The sequence below is a fragment of the Micromonospora solifontis genome (assembly GCF_003725545.1).
In the GTDB taxonomy this organism is placed as follows: domain Bacteria; phylum Actinomycetota; class Actinomycetes; order Mycobacteriales; family Micromonosporaceae; genus Micromonospora; species Micromonospora solifontis.
The window spans coordinates 32,304-47,842 of sequence record NZ_RJLN01000027.1; the positions used below are offsets into that span (position 1 = coordinate 32,304).

General features: G+C 73.8%; 14 protein-coding genes and 1 riboswitch. Of the genes, 6 read left to right on the forward strand and 8 right to left on the reverse strand.

The window, feature by feature from the left end:
* Positions 1-30: 30 nt before the first annotated feature.
* The 3 genes from pseI to EFE23_RS12165 are packed head-to-tail and all read right to left on the reverse strand — an operon-like array spanning position 31 to position 2,689.
* Positions 31-1,083: a pseudaminic acid synthase gene (pseI, locus tag EFE23_RS12155; RefSeq protein WP_123241010.1), complete on the reverse strand. Its 1,053-nt coding sequence runs from the start codon at positions 1,081-1,083 to the stop codon at positions 31-33.
* Entirely contained in the window at positions 1,080-1,583 is a 504-nt protein-coding gene (locus EFE23_RS12160; protein WP_123241011.1) for a GNAT family N-acetyltransferase, read from the reverse strand. Before EFE23_RS12160 ends, pseI begins: the two co-directional genes overlap by 4 nt.
* Positions 1,580-2,689: a glycosyltransferase family 2 protein gene (locus EFE23_RS12165; protein WP_123241012.1), complete on the reverse strand. Its 1,110-nt coding sequence runs from the start codon at positions 2,687-2,689 to the stop codon at positions 1,580-1,582. Before EFE23_RS12165 ends, EFE23_RS12160 begins: the two co-directional genes overlap by 4 nt.
* A gap of 158 nt (positions 2,690-2,847) precedes the next feature.
* Here EFE23_RS12165 and EFE23_RS12170 point away from each other — a divergent pair, with 158 nt between their 5' ends.
* The 5 genes from EFE23_RS12170 to EFE23_RS12190 all read left to right on the forward strand — a co-directional run bounded on the left by EFE23_RS12170 (position 2,848) and on the right by EFE23_RS12190 (position 8,181).
* A complete protein-coding gene (locus EFE23_RS12170) occupies positions 2,848-4,104 on the forward strand; it encodes an acyltransferase family protein (RefSeq protein ID WP_123241013.1) in 1,257 nt (418 codons plus the stop codon).
* Between the two features lie 247 nt (positions 4,105-4,351).
* Positions 4,352-4,906, forward strand: coding sequence for a hypothetical protein (locus EFE23_RS12175; RefSeq protein WP_123241014.1), 555 nt, complete (start codon positions 4,352-4,354; stop codon positions 4,904-4,906).
* A gap of 152 nt (positions 4,907-5,058) precedes the next feature.
* Positions 5,059-5,844 (forward strand): hypothetical protein, encoded by a 786-nt coding sequence (locus EFE23_RS12180; RefSeq protein ID WP_123241038.1) that lies wholly within the window; start codon positions 5,059-5,061, stop codon positions 5,842-5,844.
* 288 nt (positions 5,845-6,132) lie between these two features.
* Positions 6,133-6,274, forward strand: a riboswitch (cyclic di-AMP (ydaO/yuaA leader).
* A 192-nt stretch (positions 6,275-6,466) separates the two neighbouring features.
* Positions 6,467-7,312, forward strand: coding sequence for a C39 family peptidase (locus EFE23_RS12185; protein WP_199737030.1), 846 nt, complete (start codon positions 6,467-6,469; stop codon positions 7,310-7,312).
* A 116-nt stretch (positions 7,313-7,428) separates the two neighbouring features.
* Positions 7,429-8,181 (forward strand): alpha/beta fold hydrolase, encoded by a 753-nt coding sequence (locus tag EFE23_RS12190; RefSeq protein WP_123241016.1) that lies wholly within the window; start codon positions 7,429-7,431, stop codon positions 8,179-8,181.
* Between the two features lie 10 nt (positions 8,182-8,191).
* Here the strand turns inward: EFE23_RS12190 and EFE23_RS12195 are convergent, their stop codons facing one another.
* The 5 genes from EFE23_RS12195 to EFE23_RS12215 form a co-directional block, all read right to left on the reverse strand.
* Positions 8,192-9,340, reverse strand: coding sequence for a GyrI-like domain-containing protein (locus tag EFE23_RS12195; RefSeq protein WP_123241017.1), 1,149 nt, complete (start codon positions 9,338-9,340; stop codon positions 8,192-8,194).
* A gap of 72 nt (positions 9,341-9,412) precedes the next feature.
* The gene (locus EFE23_RS12200; protein WP_123241018.1) at positions 9,413-11,131 is read right to left on the reverse strand and encodes a CDP-glycerol glycerophosphotransferase family protein; all 1,719 of its coding nucleotides are present in this window, start codon (positions 11,129-11,131) and stop codon (positions 9,413-9,415) included.
* Between the two features lie 25 nt (positions 11,132-11,156).
* Positions 11,157-12,671, reverse strand: coding sequence for a bifunctional cytidylyltransferase/SDR family oxidoreductase (locus EFE23_RS12205; protein WP_123241019.1), 1,515 nt, complete (start codon positions 12,669-12,671; stop codon positions 11,157-11,159).
* A 144-nt stretch (positions 12,672-12,815) separates the two neighbouring features.
* Positions 12,816-13,634 (reverse strand): ABC transporter ATP-binding protein, encoded by an 819-nt coding sequence (locus EFE23_RS12210; RefSeq protein ID WP_123241020.1) that lies wholly within the window; start codon positions 13,632-13,634, stop codon positions 12,816-12,818.
* Positions 13,627-14,520, reverse strand: a complete 894-nt coding sequence (locus tag EFE23_RS12215; protein WP_123241021.1) for an ABC transporter permease — start codon at positions 14,518-14,520, stop codon at positions 13,627-13,629. The genes EFE23_RS12210 and EFE23_RS12215 overlap by 8 nt, the downstream gene beginning before the upstream one ends.
* A 220-nt stretch (positions 14,521-14,740) precedes the next feature.
* Between EFE23_RS12215 and EFE23_RS12220 the strand changes: the two genes are divergently transcribed.
* Positions 14,741-15,349 (forward strand): TetR/AcrR family transcriptional regulator, encoded by a 609-nt coding sequence (locus EFE23_RS12220; protein ID WP_123241022.1) that lies wholly within the window; start codon positions 14,741-14,743, stop codon positions 15,347-15,349.
* Positions 15,350-15,539 lie beyond the last annotated feature (190 nt).

The window sequence follows — 15,539 nt, forward strand, 5'->3', positions numbered from 1 at the left end:
CTCGCCGCGATCCGCGAGCAGGACCGACCGTCAGATCTGGTCCCAGGCCAGCGGCGTGCCGCGCGGCACGTCGCGGGTGAAGGTCCGGCCCAGCACCCGGTCCAGCTCGTCCGGGCGCAGGCCCCCGGCCGGCCGGATGGACCGGACGTTCGCCTGCGTCACCGGCTCACCGGCCCGGACGTCGGCGACCACGTGCAGCGAGCGGCGGAACCGCAGGCCCTCCCGCTCGGTGGGGGTGGGGCCGACCACCGCGCTGCCCAGCGCGGCCCAGGCACGCTCGGTCTCCACCCGCAGCGCGGCCAGCTCCGCCGGCTCCAGCGAGAAGTCCGAGTCCACGCCCCCGTCGGCCCGGGCCAGGGTGACGTGCTTCTCGATCAGGCACGCGCCCAGCGCGACCGAGGCCACCGGCACGCCGATGCCCGGCGTGTGGTCGGAGAGCCCGACCGGCAGGCCGAAGGCGTCGGCCAGCACCGGCACCCGGCGCAGGTTGCTGTCCTGCGGCGGCGCCGGGTAGGACGCGGTGCAGGCGAGCAGCACCACGCCGTCGGCGCCGCCCTCGCGGGCCGCCCGGACGGCGGCGTCGATCTCCGCCAGGGTGGCCATGCCGGTGGAGATGACCAGCGGCTTGCCGGTGCTCGCCACCAGCCGGATCAGCGGCAGGTCCACCAGCTCCGACGAGGCGATCTTGTACGCCGGCGCGTCCAGCTCCTCCAGCAGCTCCACCGCGGTCTGGTCGAACGGCGAGGAGAAGACGGTCAACCCGTGCCGGCGGGCCCGCTCGAAGATCGGCCCGTGCCACTCGTACGGCGTGTGCGCGCGCCGGAAGAGCTGGTAGAGGTTCTCCCCGCCCCACAGGTCGTGCCCGTCGGAGATCCGGAAGGCCGGGCCGTCGTGGTCGATGGTGATCGTGTCCGGGGTGTACGTCTGCAGCTTGAGCGCCTGCGCGCCGCTCGCCGCCACCGCGTCCACGATCCGCAGCGCCCGGTCCAGGCTGCCGTTGTGGTTGCCGGACAGCTCGGCGACCACGAGCGGCGGCTCGCCGGGACCCACCAGATGCGGGCCGATCTTCACTGTGCTGGTCATGTTCCCCTGCTCATCTCCGTCCACACCACCTGGCGCGGCGTACCGTCGATCTCCCGCTGGTAACGGCGGACGATCCGGAAACCGAAGCGCCGGTGCAGTGCCAGCACCGGCGTGTTGTCGGCGAGCGTCTCCCCGCCGAGGGTCCGGGCCCCGAGCACGTCGAAGGCGTGCGCGATCGCCACCCGCTGCAGTCCCAGCCACGCCGGCAGCAGCTCGCCGCGCTCCTCAAGGCCGTCGACGTCGAGGTAGAAGCCCCAGGTCAGGGCCCGGTCGGGCGACGTCACGCCGGTGAAGGTCACCACGCCGGCCGGACGCCCCCCGTGCAGGTGGACGAGCACCCGCCGGTCCGGGTCGACGCGGACCGCCTCCCACCAGGCGAGGTGCTCCTCCGGGCCGATCTCGTGCTGGGTGAGGCTCACCCCGCGCACCTGCGGGTGGTTGCGCCAGCGGCGCATCCGGTCGAGATCACCGGTCCCGGCCGGGCGCAGTGTCGCGGTCACCGCCGTACCGCCAGCGCGCCGGACTGCCCGGCGGGCATTGCCGCCGGCTCGACCGACACCGCCGCGGCGGGTGCCGGGCGGGCGGGACGCAGCCGGCCGGCGATCCGGTGCGCCGCCCGCAGCATCCAGTACGCCGGGTAGCTGTTCGCCGCGACCAGGCGGTGCTTGAGACCGCCCACCCCGCCGGGGCGGTGGTAGCCGCCCGCCGGGCGGTAGCGGCGGTAGTGCCGGGCCACCCGCCGGAAGAAGGGGCGACGCAGGTCGGCCGGCATCCGGTGGTCGTTGCCGACCACGACCAGCAGGTGGCTGACCATCAGCGCGAACAGCTCGGCCCGCAGGCCGGCCTCGTCCGGCCGGGCGGCGGACAGCCAGCCGAAGAGCCGGTCGTACTGGTCGAACGCGTCGAAGTGCCGGTCGCTGCGGGTGGAGGTGATCGCGCCGGGGCGGCCCTGGCGGTAGCGGTAGCAGATCCGGTCCAGCACAGCGATCCGCTCCGCCGCGATCAGCAGCGGGTGGCTGAACGGGATGTCCTCGTACCAGCCGGGGAAGAAGCGCAGGCCCAGCTCGGTCAGGAAGGCCCGGCGGACCACCTTGTTCCAGGCGGTGTGCTGGACCCGGAGCAGCTCGGGCCGCTCGGCCAGCCGTACGCAGCCGTCGACCCCGCGCAGCAGCGGGCTGCTGGCGTCCTCCTCGATCCGGCCGTCGTGGTGCACCCGGAGGTGGTCCAGCAGCAGCACGTCCGGCCGGTCGGCGCGCAGCCGCGCCAGCACCGCCGGCACCGAACCCGGCGGGAGCCAGTCGTCGCTGTCCACGAACCAGACGTACCGGCCGGTCGCCTCGTCCAGGCCGGCGTTCCGGGCGAGGCCGAGACCCACGTTGTGCGGCAGCGTCACGACGCGTACCGCCGGCCGGCTGGCGGCGTACGCCCGCAGCAGCTCCCCGCACCGGTCGGGCGAGGCGTCGTCGACCGCCACCAGTTCCACGTCGGCCGCGTCGGCGGCGTCCAGCCCGTCGAGGATCGAGTCGAGGCACTGGTGCAGGTGCGCTTCCACGCCGTGCACGGGCACGACGACACTCAGCAGCGGGTGTCGAGTCTCAGTGACCACCCGGACACGATCGAGGCTGCGGGTGGACAGGCCCGAAACCTGACGTTTCCCCCGGAGGTGGGCTCCCTGAACACCCTCCGAGCGCTGGGTTAACGGCCGAGCACCCGGGCGTGGATGGGCTTTCCCGGCCTGGACGTCGCCCCGGTAGGGTCGCCGGAATGACCGCTGCCCCGCCGCCGGCCCGGCTGCCCTCGCTGACCGGGCTGCGCTGGATCGCCGCCCTGCTGGTCTTCGGCTTCCACGTCGGCACCATGCGGATCATCGCCGAGCCCGACGTCAAGGCGGTGGTGGACAGGACCTTCGCGCTCGGCCTCTCCGGGGTGGAGTTCTTCTTCGTCCTGAGTGGCTTCGTGCTGGTCTGGTCGTACCGCGACGGCGAGCCCCGGCGGACCTTCCTGCGTCGGCGGCTGGCCAAGATCTATCCGAACCACCTGGTGACGTTCGTGGTGGCGCTGGCCGTCGCGTTCTGGTTCGCCGACCCGGTCCCGCCGTGGGCCGCGCTCGGCAATCTCTTCCTGGTGCAGGCCTGGATCCCGCTCGACGGCTATTTCTACAGCGTCAACAACGTGAGCTGGTCGCTCTCCTGCGAGCTGGCCTTCTACCTCTGCCTGCCGTTCGTGCTGCCGAGCCTGCGCCGGGCGCGGGCCGGCCTGCTGTGGGCGGCGGTGGTCGCCGCGCCGCTGCTCATCCTGGCGCTCTGGCCCGGCCAGCTGCTGGTGCCGGAGGAGAACCGCTGGTGGTTCGCCCAGATCTTCCCGGTCGTCCGGTCCCTGGAGTTCTGGATGGGCGCGGCCGCGGCCGAGCTGATGCGCCGGGGCCGCTGGCGGGGGCCGACACTGTCCGTGGCCAGCCTGTTCTTCGTCGTCACCTGGGCGGTAGCCGTGCTGTGGATCCGCGCCGAGTTCTGGGCGGCGCTGCTCGGGGTCGCGTACCTGCTGGTCATCGCCGCCGCCGCGGACGCGGATGTGCGCGGCCGGTGGACGCCGTGGCGGTCCCGCCCGATGGTGTGGCTCGGTGAGGTCTCCTTCGCCTTCTACCTGGTGCACGTCCTGGTGATGCGGACCGTGCTGCGGCTCACCGGCGACTGGGGGGAGGGGCTGCCCGGCTGGTGGGGGCCGCTCTTCGCGGGCGGCTTCCTGCTGCTCAATTTGCTGCTCGCGGCCGCACTGCACCGCTGGGTGGAGATGCCGACGATGCGCCGGCTGGGGCCGTCCCGCCCGACCCGCACGACGACCGCCGCGCCGCCGGTCCCGGCGCCCGCCGGCCCGGTCGAGCACCCCGCTTCGCCCGGCCGGGCCTCCGCCGCGCCGGTCGAGCCCTCCGCTTCGCCGCGCCGGGCCTCCGCCGCGCCGGGCGAGCTGCCCGCCCCGCCGGCGCCTCCCGTCGCATACGCCGGCCGCCCCGACCCCCGCTGAGCCCCGCCCCGCCCCAACCCTCGCCCCCGCCAGGAGTTACCCCCTGCTCGCGCCCGCGTGGCTGCGCGACCGACCCCGGTCACACTGCCCCGTTCACCCGCGATCCTGGACAGTTGCCGTTCGAGGGGAACGCCAACTGTGCAGGATTCGCGGTCATCGGGCGGGTGTCCACGATGGTGGGTGGGGGACGGCGTGCGACACGCCCGGCGGCGGTGCGGCGCGGCGGCGCCGGCGGTAGGTTGGGGCTGTGCTTCCGATCGCGCTCACCTGTCCCGTGTGGTGGGTGGCGCGCTGGACGGCCCGCATGCTGGCCAGCCTGGCCGTGGTGGTCGCCTTCTCGCTCGGGGCCGCGTCGCTGCCGGTCGGCGCGACCGCGAACGCCGGGGCCGCGAACGCCGAGGCCGTGCACGGAGCGCCCCGACCGTCCGGCATCCCGGTCGGTCATCCGGTCCGGTCCGGTTCCGGCCTCCCCGGCGCCGCCCACCGGCCGCTGATCCACTGGTCCGACCGGGCCGAGGCCTGGTCGGACCAGGGCCTCGCCGCCGGCCCGGCCGTGGGTGTCCGCGTCGCCAGCCCGGCCCGGGTGCCCCTCGGCCTCGGAGCCGCGGTCCGCGAGGCGGCCGGCTCCGGCGCCACGGCGGCCACGCTCGGGGGAGCGGCCGGGTCGGAGCTGGCCGCGATCGTCGCCGGCCGCCCGGCGTCGGTGCAACGCCCGGCCCAGGTGGTCCGGGTCGAGCGGCGGCGCCTCCTGTTCGGGACGGCCCCGGCGACCGTCGGTTCCCGGGCCCCGCCCGCCCGTTGACCCTCGGCGGGCCCGGCCCGCCCACGCCGTACCACCGAACCTCACCCCCGCATCCGCCCGACGGCGGCCCGGCGGCGCACCCTGACGGTCGCGCCCCGCGCCACGGGCCGTGCGGACTCCCCGCCACGACATTCCCCCGTGAGGTGCCGATCATGGAAAAGACCGTTCTCTCCCACTTCCTCACCGCCGTTCCGGAGGCCGCCGCCATCTGGTCCGCCCTGCTCCTGCTCGCCCTCGGCGTCCTCGCCGCGCTGGTCGCCCGGCCGGAGCGGGACACCCCGCCCGAGGTGACCCCCGATCCGGCCGCCGAGGCGGCCGCCCGCCACGCCGACCTGCGCCGATACGCCGACGAGGTGGCGGTGGCCGCCGCCGGGGCGGCGCAGACCGCCCGCCGCCGCCGCGAGCAGTGGCTCGCCGCGCAGGGGGAGGCCGACCAGGCCTGGCGGGCGTACGACGAGGCCGAGTCGGCCGCCCGCCGCCTCACCGGCGCCGCCGCGCTGCCCGCGCCGCGCACGCCCCGCACCCCGGCCGAGTACGCGGCCCGGGAGCGCTGGCTGCAGCACGCCGCGATGGTGGCGCACTGGCGGGGTGACCTGACCGCGCGCCAGTTGGCCGACGTGCTCGCCGGGCGCAACGGCTGGGACCCCCGCCGGCATCCGGCCGAGCAGGAGATCGTCCTGGCCCGGGCGGTACGCGACCACCGGCGCGCCGGCTGGCGGGCCGCCGCCGAACGGGAGCGGCGGGCGTGGCGGGACGCCGAGCTGGCCGCCGAGGCGGCTCGTGCCCTGGACGCTGAGGCGTACGCGGCCGCCCAGGCGCTGCGTCCGGGCGTAGTCCCGGCACGGCCGGCCGTGCCGGCGACCTCCCGGCCCGCCCCGGTGCCGGCCGGCACGGCCGTGGCCACCGGGGCGCGCTGGCGCCCGGCCCGGGTCGGCTGAATTGTTACCCGAATCTGGTGAGCCCCGTCACGGGCGAACCGGAAACGGTCATCCGGGCCAGTGGGGGTCATCCATACCCGCAATTCCGGGACGCTCGCCATCCGATGTCCGTTTCGCGCCCGTCAGTTCCGACATAACTGCTTGTACCATTGAGTGACGTCAGTTACCGGCTGTTCCGGTCAGAGTAATGATGTTCGAGGTTTACGCAGGTGGGAGCGCTTGGCAGGAGGCGTACCCACCGGTAGTGTCGGCGCGTCCGGTGCGGTTTTCGATCGCAAATGGCGACGCCGTGCCGACCCGCTCAATCGTGATCTCACGAACCGGGGACCCAGTGCAACACCGGGGTGAATCCGCGAGCTTCGGCCCGCGGTAGGGCGTACTTCCCGCCCGAATCCGTCAGCTAACCCGGTAGGCGGTGAAGGAAGGAGTCGCATCCTCGTGCCGACCACCCCCCGATCCTCCCCCCACCTCCACGCCCCCTTGGTGCCCGCGCTCGCCTGACCGCGTCCCGCACCCCCGCAGCCCGGCCTTTTCCGGGCGCGTCCCGTTCCGCGGCCACCCCGCCCACGAACGCGCGTGAGTTTCTCCGCGCGGCGGGCCGGCGTGTGCCGCTCCGGCCCCCGTGGAGGAACACGTGAAGCACCACCTGAAGCGTCAGCTGCGCCGCCTCGCGACCGAACGCCCGTACCAGATCGTCGCCGGCTCGGCCGCGGCGCTCGTCCTGGCCGGCGGCACCGGCGCCGCCCTGGCCGCCACCGACGACTCGCCGGTGCGCCAGCACAACACCGCCTCCGTCGCCGAACTGGCCCCCCGGCTCGGCGAGGTCGCCGCCGAGGCGAAGATCGCCGCCCCGCCGTCCCCGTCCGCCTCGCCGAGCGCGTCGCCGACGCCGACGCCGAAGGCCAGCACCGCCAAGGCCGACCCGGACGTCACCAAGAAGGCGAAGTCGAAGCCGAAGCCCCCGTCGACCAAGGTCCTCGACTACACCTACCAGGCCCAGACCGCCTACTGGAACTGCGGCCCCGCCGCGGTGCGCAACGCGCTCAGCGCGAGCGGCGTCGAGACCACCCAGGACGCGATGGTCGCCCCGCTGAACGCCGGCGAGAACGGCACCAACTCGGCGGAGGACACCACCCGCGGGCTCAACCAGATGGTCAAGGGCAGCCCGTGGCGAACCCACATGATCCCGGGCACCCCCACCCCGGCCCAGATGGACCAGCTCCAGGCCGACGTGGTCAAGGCGATCACCGACGGTCGCGGCGTGGTCGTCAACATCGCCGGCTCCGCGACCGACAGCAACGGCGGCTGGCACTCCTTCCCCGGCGGCCACTACATCGCCGTGGTCGGCTACAAGAACGACGGCCGCACCGTCCGGATCGCCGACTCGGCCGACGCGTCGATGCCGGCGTACTGGATCAGCACCATCGACCTGGCGAACTGGGCGGCCACCCGCGGCTACTCCGCCTGATCACACCCATCCCCGACGGGCCCCGGCTGCCGAGCCGGGGCCCGTCGTCGTCTGTCGGACTCCCACCCGCTGCCCGGTCTCGCGCGTGCTGTCCGTCCGGTGGCACACTGCGCCGTATGGGTGACGAGACGGGTACCCGCCATCTGCTGCTGTTGCACGGCATGGGTTCCACCGGCGAGGTCTGGCTGCCCTGGGCGCCGCTGCTCGAGCGCCGCTGGGCGGGCCGCTGGCTGGCCCCCGACCTGGCCGGCCACGGCTGGTCCCCGCCGCTGCCCGACTATTCCTTCGAGGCCCTCGCCCGCCGGGTGGTGGAGGGGCTCGGCCCGGTCGCCGAGCGGCTCGGCCCCCGGGACCGGCTCATGGTGCTCGGCCACTCGCTCGGCGGGGTGGTGGCGCTGGCTCTGGCCGCGCGGGTCCGGGGAGTGCCGGTGGAAGCCGTGGTGGGGTTGGGCATCAAGGCCGTCTGGTCCCCGGCCGAGCTGGCGAAGGCCCGCGAGCTGGCCGGGCGGCCGGTGACCTGGTTCGCCAGCCGGGACGAGGCGGCCCGCCGCTACCTGCGGGTCTCCGGGCTGGCCGGACTGTTCGCGCCGGACCACCCGGTGGTGGACGCCGGGCTGCGGCGGGAGGACGGTCGCTGGCGGCTGGCCATGGACCCGGCCGCCTTCGCGGTGGGCGAGCCGCGGCTGCCCGCCCTGCTCGCCGCGACGGACGTGCCGGTGCTGCTGGCCCGGGGCGAGCAGGACCCGATGGTGTCCGACGCGCAGCTCAAGGAGCTGGGCGTGCCGGTCGCCACGCTGCCGGGGCTCGGCCACAACGCGCACGTCGAGGACCCGGAGGCGGTGCTCGCCCTGCTCGACCCGTACCTGTGAGGTCTGCCGCTCACCCGCGGGCGACGGGCTGGCGGAGGATGGTCCGCAGCTTCACCGGCTCGGTCCGCCGCGCGTCGCTGAGGTAGATCTCGTGGTGCGGCCCATTGAACGTGAGGCCGTTGGCCGGCATGAACTCGTGGTGCAGGCGCTCGAGCACCGGGCCCTCGTCGTCGTACGAGCCGACGTGCAGGACCTGCACGGACAACCCCTCGGCGTACGGCTCGAACCGGAGCCGGTGCGCCGTCGGCAGCTGCTTCCTGGTGGCGGCCAGCTGGACCGCCTCGTCCACCATGGCCGCGGTGATCCACTCAGGCTGAGTGATCATCATGGTCCAGCGCCACTCGTCCTTGGCCCGGGTCCGGAACGCGGCCGGGTCATCGGCCGACCACAGGCCCTCCAGCGGCGCGACCACGTAGTCCCGGCCGAGCCGCTGCTTGCTGGCGAACTTCAGCGCGTACGACACGGCGTACAACGCCGCCAGCGCGTCCTGGTAGGACTGTGCGGTGTTGGGATCGCCCTCGCCGTCGATCATCAGGAACGGCAGCCGGGGCACGTCCACGAGCTGGAAGCTGCCCGTGCGGGGGGCGTAGAGGTCCTTGCGGTCCCGCTTGATGTCCGACTTGGTCATGGTCCTCTCCAGGATCGCGGTCGTGGTGTCGATCCAGTCCTGCTCGGCCCGGAGCTGGGTCGTGCCGTAGTCGAAGATGGCGGCCACGAAGTCCGCGACCGGCTCCTGCGCCGCCCGGGTCGCCTCGATCGCGGCGAGCCGTTCCGCCACCCGGGCCCTGCGCTCGCGCAACGCGTCGACCACCTCGGGCCCGGGGAGGACCGGGCTGTTGGCCAGGCCGACGAGCACGGACGGGTGGGCCGGGCGCAGCTCCGCGAGCGCTCGTCGGGTGGCTTCGGCCAGCACCCGCAGGCCGGCCGGGGTGGCGGCATAGACGCGGCGGCCGCTGGCCGTCCCGTCCGGTCGGGTGCTCGAGACCAGGTCGCGTAACTCCAGCCGGCCGAGGACGTAGTAGATCGATGAGAAACCCAGCGCCGTCCACTCCCGGATGCCCCGGGCGTCGATGACGGTCTCCAGCTCGTAGCCGTGCCGCGGCCGCTCGGCGACCAGGCCGAGCACGGTCAGCTCGGCGTCGGTCAGGGAACGGGACATGCTTCTATTCTAGTACTAGAACAGCCCATCCGTGCCGGGCCGGACCATCATGATCATCGGCGGCCCGGTGGGCTACTGGGCGGTCGGGGAGAGGGGCGAGCCGTCCGGGGCCACCGCGTCGGCGGTGCGTGGCGCGGGCGGGTTCCAGCCCGGTTCGAGCTCCCGCCGGGCGGCGTCGAGGAACGCCTCGGCGTACGAGTCGGCGGGGAAGTCGCCGAGGTAACGGGCCCGGGTGCCCCAGCGCTCCGCCGCCTTCGGGTCGGTGTCGAGCAGTTCGGTCAGCACCTCGTCCAGGTTGGACATGTCCCGGCGCAGCACGTAGCCGGCCTCGGCCAGCGGGAACCGCGTCACGAAGTCCGCGCCGCCGGCGCCCATGTCCGTCACCGCGTACGGCTTGCCGGAGTAGAGGTAGTCGGAGATCACCCCGGAGACATCCGAGATCAGTGCGTCGGACCGGTTCACGCACTCGGCCAGGGTCAGCTCGCGGCCCGCCGCGGCGCCCCACAGGTGCGCCCGGCCGGACCTCGCCCGATCCACGGCGAGCAGTTCGGTGAGCCGGGCGAGCTGCCGCGCCGAGGCGGGGTTCTGCGCGGTGTACGGGTGTGCCCGCAGGATCACGGTGGCGCCCCGGTCGAGCAGCCGGCGCAGGATCGTCTCGGCCACCGGCAGCGAGCAGTAGTTGGCGTCGGCGTGGTGCCCGGTCCAGGTCGGGGTGTAGAGCACCGTGGGGGCGGCCAGGCCACGGGCCGGCTCCCGGCGTACCTCGATCGCCTCGACCTGGGGCCGGCCGACCACGACGAACTTCTCGGCGGGGATCTCCACGCCGGCCCGGGCGTACCGTTCGATCGCGGCCGGACCGGCGACGAAGATCTTGTCGAAGATGCCGGAGACCGGGTTGGCGCTGGGTGCCTTGTCGCTGTCCCCGTGGTGCAGCTGCACGTGACCGAGCTGGGAGAAGCGGATGCAGTGGCTGTTCTTCGCGCCGTGGTTGACGTAGAACGCCACCCGCAGGCTCGGCACCAGCGCCTCGTCCATGGCCTTGAGCGTCGGGCAGAAGACCACCGGCGCGCGGGTCGCCGCGGCGATGGGGGACAGGTGCTCCGGCTCCCGGACCAGGACCAGGAACGGCCGGCCGATCCGCTCCAGGTAGGGCAGCCACATGGTGACCTGGTACTCCGACCCCGGCGGGGCGGAGAAGTAGAGCACGAACTCGGGCTGGTGCCGGCGCAGCGCCCGGCCCACCGGACCGCCCCCGGCCGACGGCCGGAACCGGCGCCGGGCCAGGTCCAGCCCGGCGGCGCCGCAGCCGGCCGCGACCAGCAGGACGGCGGCCAGCGCGACCCAGGGCGGCAGGTCCAGCCCGGCGGCCACCGCCACCACCGCCAGCAGCCCGAACAGCGCGTCGTCGAGCCGGGCGGTGAGCCGGGGGACCCAGGAGCGGACCGGGAGGTTGGCCGCCCGGATCTCCAGCGCGCCGGCGGCGCGCAGCGGCCCCGACAGCAGCACCAGGCCGAGCAGGCCGGCCGCGGCGAGCGCGAGCGCCGGCTCGAAGCTGTCGTCGCCCCGGCGGGCGTACCCGACCAGGATGCCGGCGGCGATCAGGACCGACTCGGCCACCACTTCGGCGTTCGGCCGGATCCGGCGCTCGACCGCGGCGGCGGTCAGCGCGGCGACGGCGACCGTCAGGCCCCAGCCGGTCGCCCCGGTGAGGGCCACGACGAGGAACGCCAGCACCGCCAGCCCGGTGGTCAGCCCTCGGGCGAGCAGTTTCCGGACCAGGTCACCACGCATGTCGCCGGTCGCCTCCGTCGTGCCGTCAGCCGGCGTCGACGCCGCTGGAGAGTTCGTCCTCCGCGCCGCCGGTCGATTGTGCCGGCACCGCCACCACCGGCTCGCCCGGCGCCCGGCGTACGTCGATCACCTGGCCGGTGAGTTCGGAGATCAGCACGTCCAGCGAGGACCGCGCGACGGCCTCGGCCGACAGCAGGGTGTGCTCCGGCTCCTGGCCGAACGCCTTGGTGCGCATCGGGGTGGCGGTGCGCTCCGGGTTGACGCAGTTGACCCGGACGCCGAACTCGGCCCACTCGTCGGCGAGCGCCTGGGTCAGGTTGACCAGCGCCGCCTTGGTGGCGGAGTAGAGCGCGTACTGGGCCCGGCCCCGGGTGTACGAGCTGGAGGTGTAGAGCAGCAGCTGGCCCTTGGTCTGCTGGAGGTACGGCAGGGACTGCCGGGCGGCGATGACCGGGCCGACGAAGTTGACCTGGAGGACCCGGTCCATGGTCTCCTCGTCCATCTCGGCCAGCGCGCCCTTCTCCAGGATGCCGGCGGTGACCACCACGTAGTCGATCCGGCCGGTCGCCTCGAAGGCGGTCTTCAGCGCGGCCTCGACGTCCTGGGCGCGCTCGACGTGGGTGCCGGTGCTGGACCGGCTGAACGGGAAGACCTGCGCGCCGTAGCCGCGGGCCAGCTCGGCCAGGTCGTGACCGATGCCGTAGCTGCCGCCGAAGATGACCACGGTGCGGCCGGCCAGCTCCTCGGTGTAGCTGCGGTGGTCGCTCAGCCGGGGCGCCTGCGCGGCGGCCAGCTGGAAGAGCTTGTCGGCCAGGTGCACGTCGACCGGGTGGGTGACCTTGATGTTCTCGTCCGAGCCGTCGATCACCTTGATCGGGGTGCCGGGCAGGTAGCGCAGCACCACGCCGCAGTCGTCGGTGGCGGCGAAGTTCGGGTCGCCCTCGGCCCGGCGGTACGCCTCCCGGATGGTGCCGGAGCGGAACGCCTGCGGGGTCTGGCCGCGCCGCAGGGTCGACCGCACCGGGATGTCGACGATGCACTCCTCCTCGTCGACCTGGATGATCGTGTCGGCCGAGGGGATCGCCACGTCGACGGCCGAGTACGTCCAGAGCGCGTTGACGCACTCGCGGACGATCCGGGCGCTGACCAGCGGGCGGACCGCGTCGTGGAAGAGGATGTTGACGTCGCCCTCGCCGATCGCGTCCAGCGCGATCCGGGTGGTGGCGTTGCGGGTGTCGCCCCCCTCGACGACCTTGCTGACCTTACGGAAGCCGGCCTTGTCGACGATCTGCTGGGCCTCGGCCACGTGGCCGGCGGCCATCAGCACGATGATCTCGTCGATCTCGGGGGCGGCCTCGAAGACGGCCAGGGTGTGTTCGATGATCGGCTTACCGGCGATCTTCAACAGCTGCTTCGGGATGCCCAGCCCGAGCCGGGTCCCGGTGCCGCCGGCCAGCACCACCGCCACCGTCCGCGAGGGCCGCCACGGTGTCGCCGCCGCTGCGGCGGAGTCCGGGCTGGTGGTGCGGTCCTGCGTCATTGCCGATCCTCACTCTCAACGATGCCCAAACGCTGGGGGGTGGCCGCCGGGCGACCGGATGAACCCTAACGTGTCTGTTCGGATGACCCGCGCCGGTGACGGGGCATGTCGACGTCCGCCGACCACCGGGTGGATGCTCCGACGTTACCTGCCGTTCGAGAAGTCCTCGTAGGCCCGGATGACCTCGTCGGTGGGACCGTCCATGCGCAGTTCGCCGGACTCCAGCCAGATCGTCCGTTCGCAGGTGTCCCGGATCGAGGAGAGCTGGTGGCTGACCAGGAAGACGGTGCCGGCGCTCTCCCGCAGTTCCCGGACCCGCTGCTCGCTGCGCCTGCGGAAGCCCTTGTCGCCGGTGGCCAGCGCCTCGTCGATGAGCAGCACATCGTGCTTCTTCGCCGCGGCGATGGAGAAGCGCAGCCGGGCGGCCATGCCGGAGGAGTAGGTGCGCATCGGCAGCGAGGCGAAGTCGCCGCGCTGGTTGATCCCGGAGAAGTCGATGATCTCCGGGGTGAGCCGCTCGACCTCCGCCGGGGGCATGCCCATGGCCAGGCAGCCCAGCGTGACGTTGCGCTCGCCGGAGAGGTCGTTGAGCAGCGCCGCGTTGACGCCGAGCAGGGACGGCTGCCCCTGGGTGTAGATCGCGCCCCGGTCGACCGGGAGCAGGCCGGCGATCGCCCGCAGCAGGGTGGACTTGCCCGACCCGTTGCTGCCGATCAGGCCGATCGCCTCGCCCCGGTATGCGGTGAAGGTGACCCCCTTGACCGCGTGCACCTCGCGCACGTTCGGGGCCTGGGTCCGCTTGACCAGCCGGCGCAGCGCGGCGACCGGGCTGCTGCCGCCGGTGGCGCCCTTGTGCACCCGGTAGACGATGTGCGCCTCGTCCACCACCACGGTGGGGATCCGCGCCTGGAGCGTGGGCAGCGCCTGGGTGGCCTCGTCGGACCCGGTGAAGTGCTCAACCACGGCCGTACTCCTGTTCGCCGCGCCAGAAGTAGATGAACCCGCCGACGCCGGCCACCACGGCCCACGCCACCGCCACCAGCCAGAGCTGGACCAGCGACTCGTTGAGCAGCGGCGCCTGCTCCAGCAGGGCGTAGCGGGCCAGCTCGATGTAGACCAGCAGCGGGTTGAACTGGACCAGGGTGGTGGCCCAGCCGGGCAGCCGCTCGAACAGGCTGACGCTGTAGAGGACGCCGGAGCCGTACATCCAGGTGCGCATGATGAACGGCATGACCTGCTTCAGGTCGCTGGCCTTGGCGCCCATCCGGGCCACCATCAGCACCACGCCGGCGTTGAACACCGCCTGGAGCAGCAGCGCCGGCACCAGGGCCAGCCACTCCCAGGTGAGCGGCTCGCCGGTGACCAGCACGATGCCGACCAGCACGATCATCGAGGCCAGCAGCTGCTGGAACTGGGTGAGCGTGGCGGCCATCGGCAGGCTGGCCCGGGGGAAGTGCAGGGCCCGGATCAGCCCCAGGTTGCCGCTGATCGACTGCGTGCCGGCCAGCACCGCGCTCTGCGTGAAGTTGAAGATGAACAGGCCGGTGGTCAGGTACGCGATGAAGTTCGGTACCCGCTGCTGGTCGAGCACCACGCCGAAGATCAGGTAGTAGACCGCGGCGTTGGTCAGCGGGGTCAGCACCTGCCAGACCTGACCCAGCTTGGCGTTGCTGTAGGAGGCGACGAGCTTGGCGTTGGCGTACGCGGCGACGAAGTGCCGGTAGGCCCAGAGTCGGCGGCTGTACTCGACCAGCGACGGCCGCTCGCCGGCGACCCGCAGGCCGTGTCGAGCGGCCAGCTGCGCCTGGGTCAGGCCCGCGTCGGGGCCGGCCAGGGCGGTGTTGGCCATGAGCTGGGCGCTCCGATCTTTCGTACCAACGGGACGGGGGGTGACGATGAGCTGGTCCGGTGCGCCCGCGCGTGCCGGAGCGGGCTCGTCGCGGGGTGGACGGTAGTCCAAAATACGTCGGGACGCAACCGTACCGTCGTTGCGGTACATTGTCCCACGTGACAGCCGAGAAGAGTCTCACGTGACGACCGGGAAGAGGCGTACGCCCGCCGGTGCGGCGGTGCTGCGGGGCGAGATCACCACGGCCATCCGCAAGGCCCTGATGCAGGAGCTCGCCGCCGTGGGCTACGGCCGGCTCTCCATCGAGGCGGTCGCCCGCCGGGCCGGGGTGAGCAAGACCGCGGTCTACCGGCGCTGGAGTTCGAAGCTGGAGCTGGTGCTGGAGACCGTCGTCGCGGCCGCCGGCAACAAGCTGCCCGCGCTGGACACCGGCAGCCTGCGCGGCGACCTCAGCCTGCTGTTCCAGGTCGTCACACACGCCCTGCGCCACCCGCTGGCCTCGCAGATCATTCCCGACCTGCTCGCCGAGGCGGCCCGGAACCCGACCCTCGACCAGGCGCTGCAGCAGGTGCTGCGCAGCAAGCAGCAGGAGATCGGCGGCCGGCTGGTCGAGCGGGCGGTACGCCGCGGCGAGCTGCCCGCCGGGGTCGACCTGGACGCGGCGATCGACCTGATCGTCGGGCCGCTCTACTGGCGGCTCGCTATCGTCCGGGCGGTGCCGACCGACGCGTACCTGGAGGCCCTCGCGGAGGCGGTGGCCACCGGGCTGGCCGCGGCCCCGGCGGTGCCCCGCCAGCGCGACGTCGCGGTGCCCGGCCCGGCCGTCTGACCGCCGCCGGCGCGGACCCGGTCGGCCCGGACCCGCCGGCCGGACCGGCCCGCCCAGCCGCAACCCGGCGCGTCCCCTGCCGGGGGACCGCCGCGCCTTGCCGCCACCCGGCGCATCCGGCCGCCGGGCCCATGCCCGCGTAGGCCCGACCTGCCGCAATCCGGCGGCTCCCGTGCCGGGGAGGCCGCGG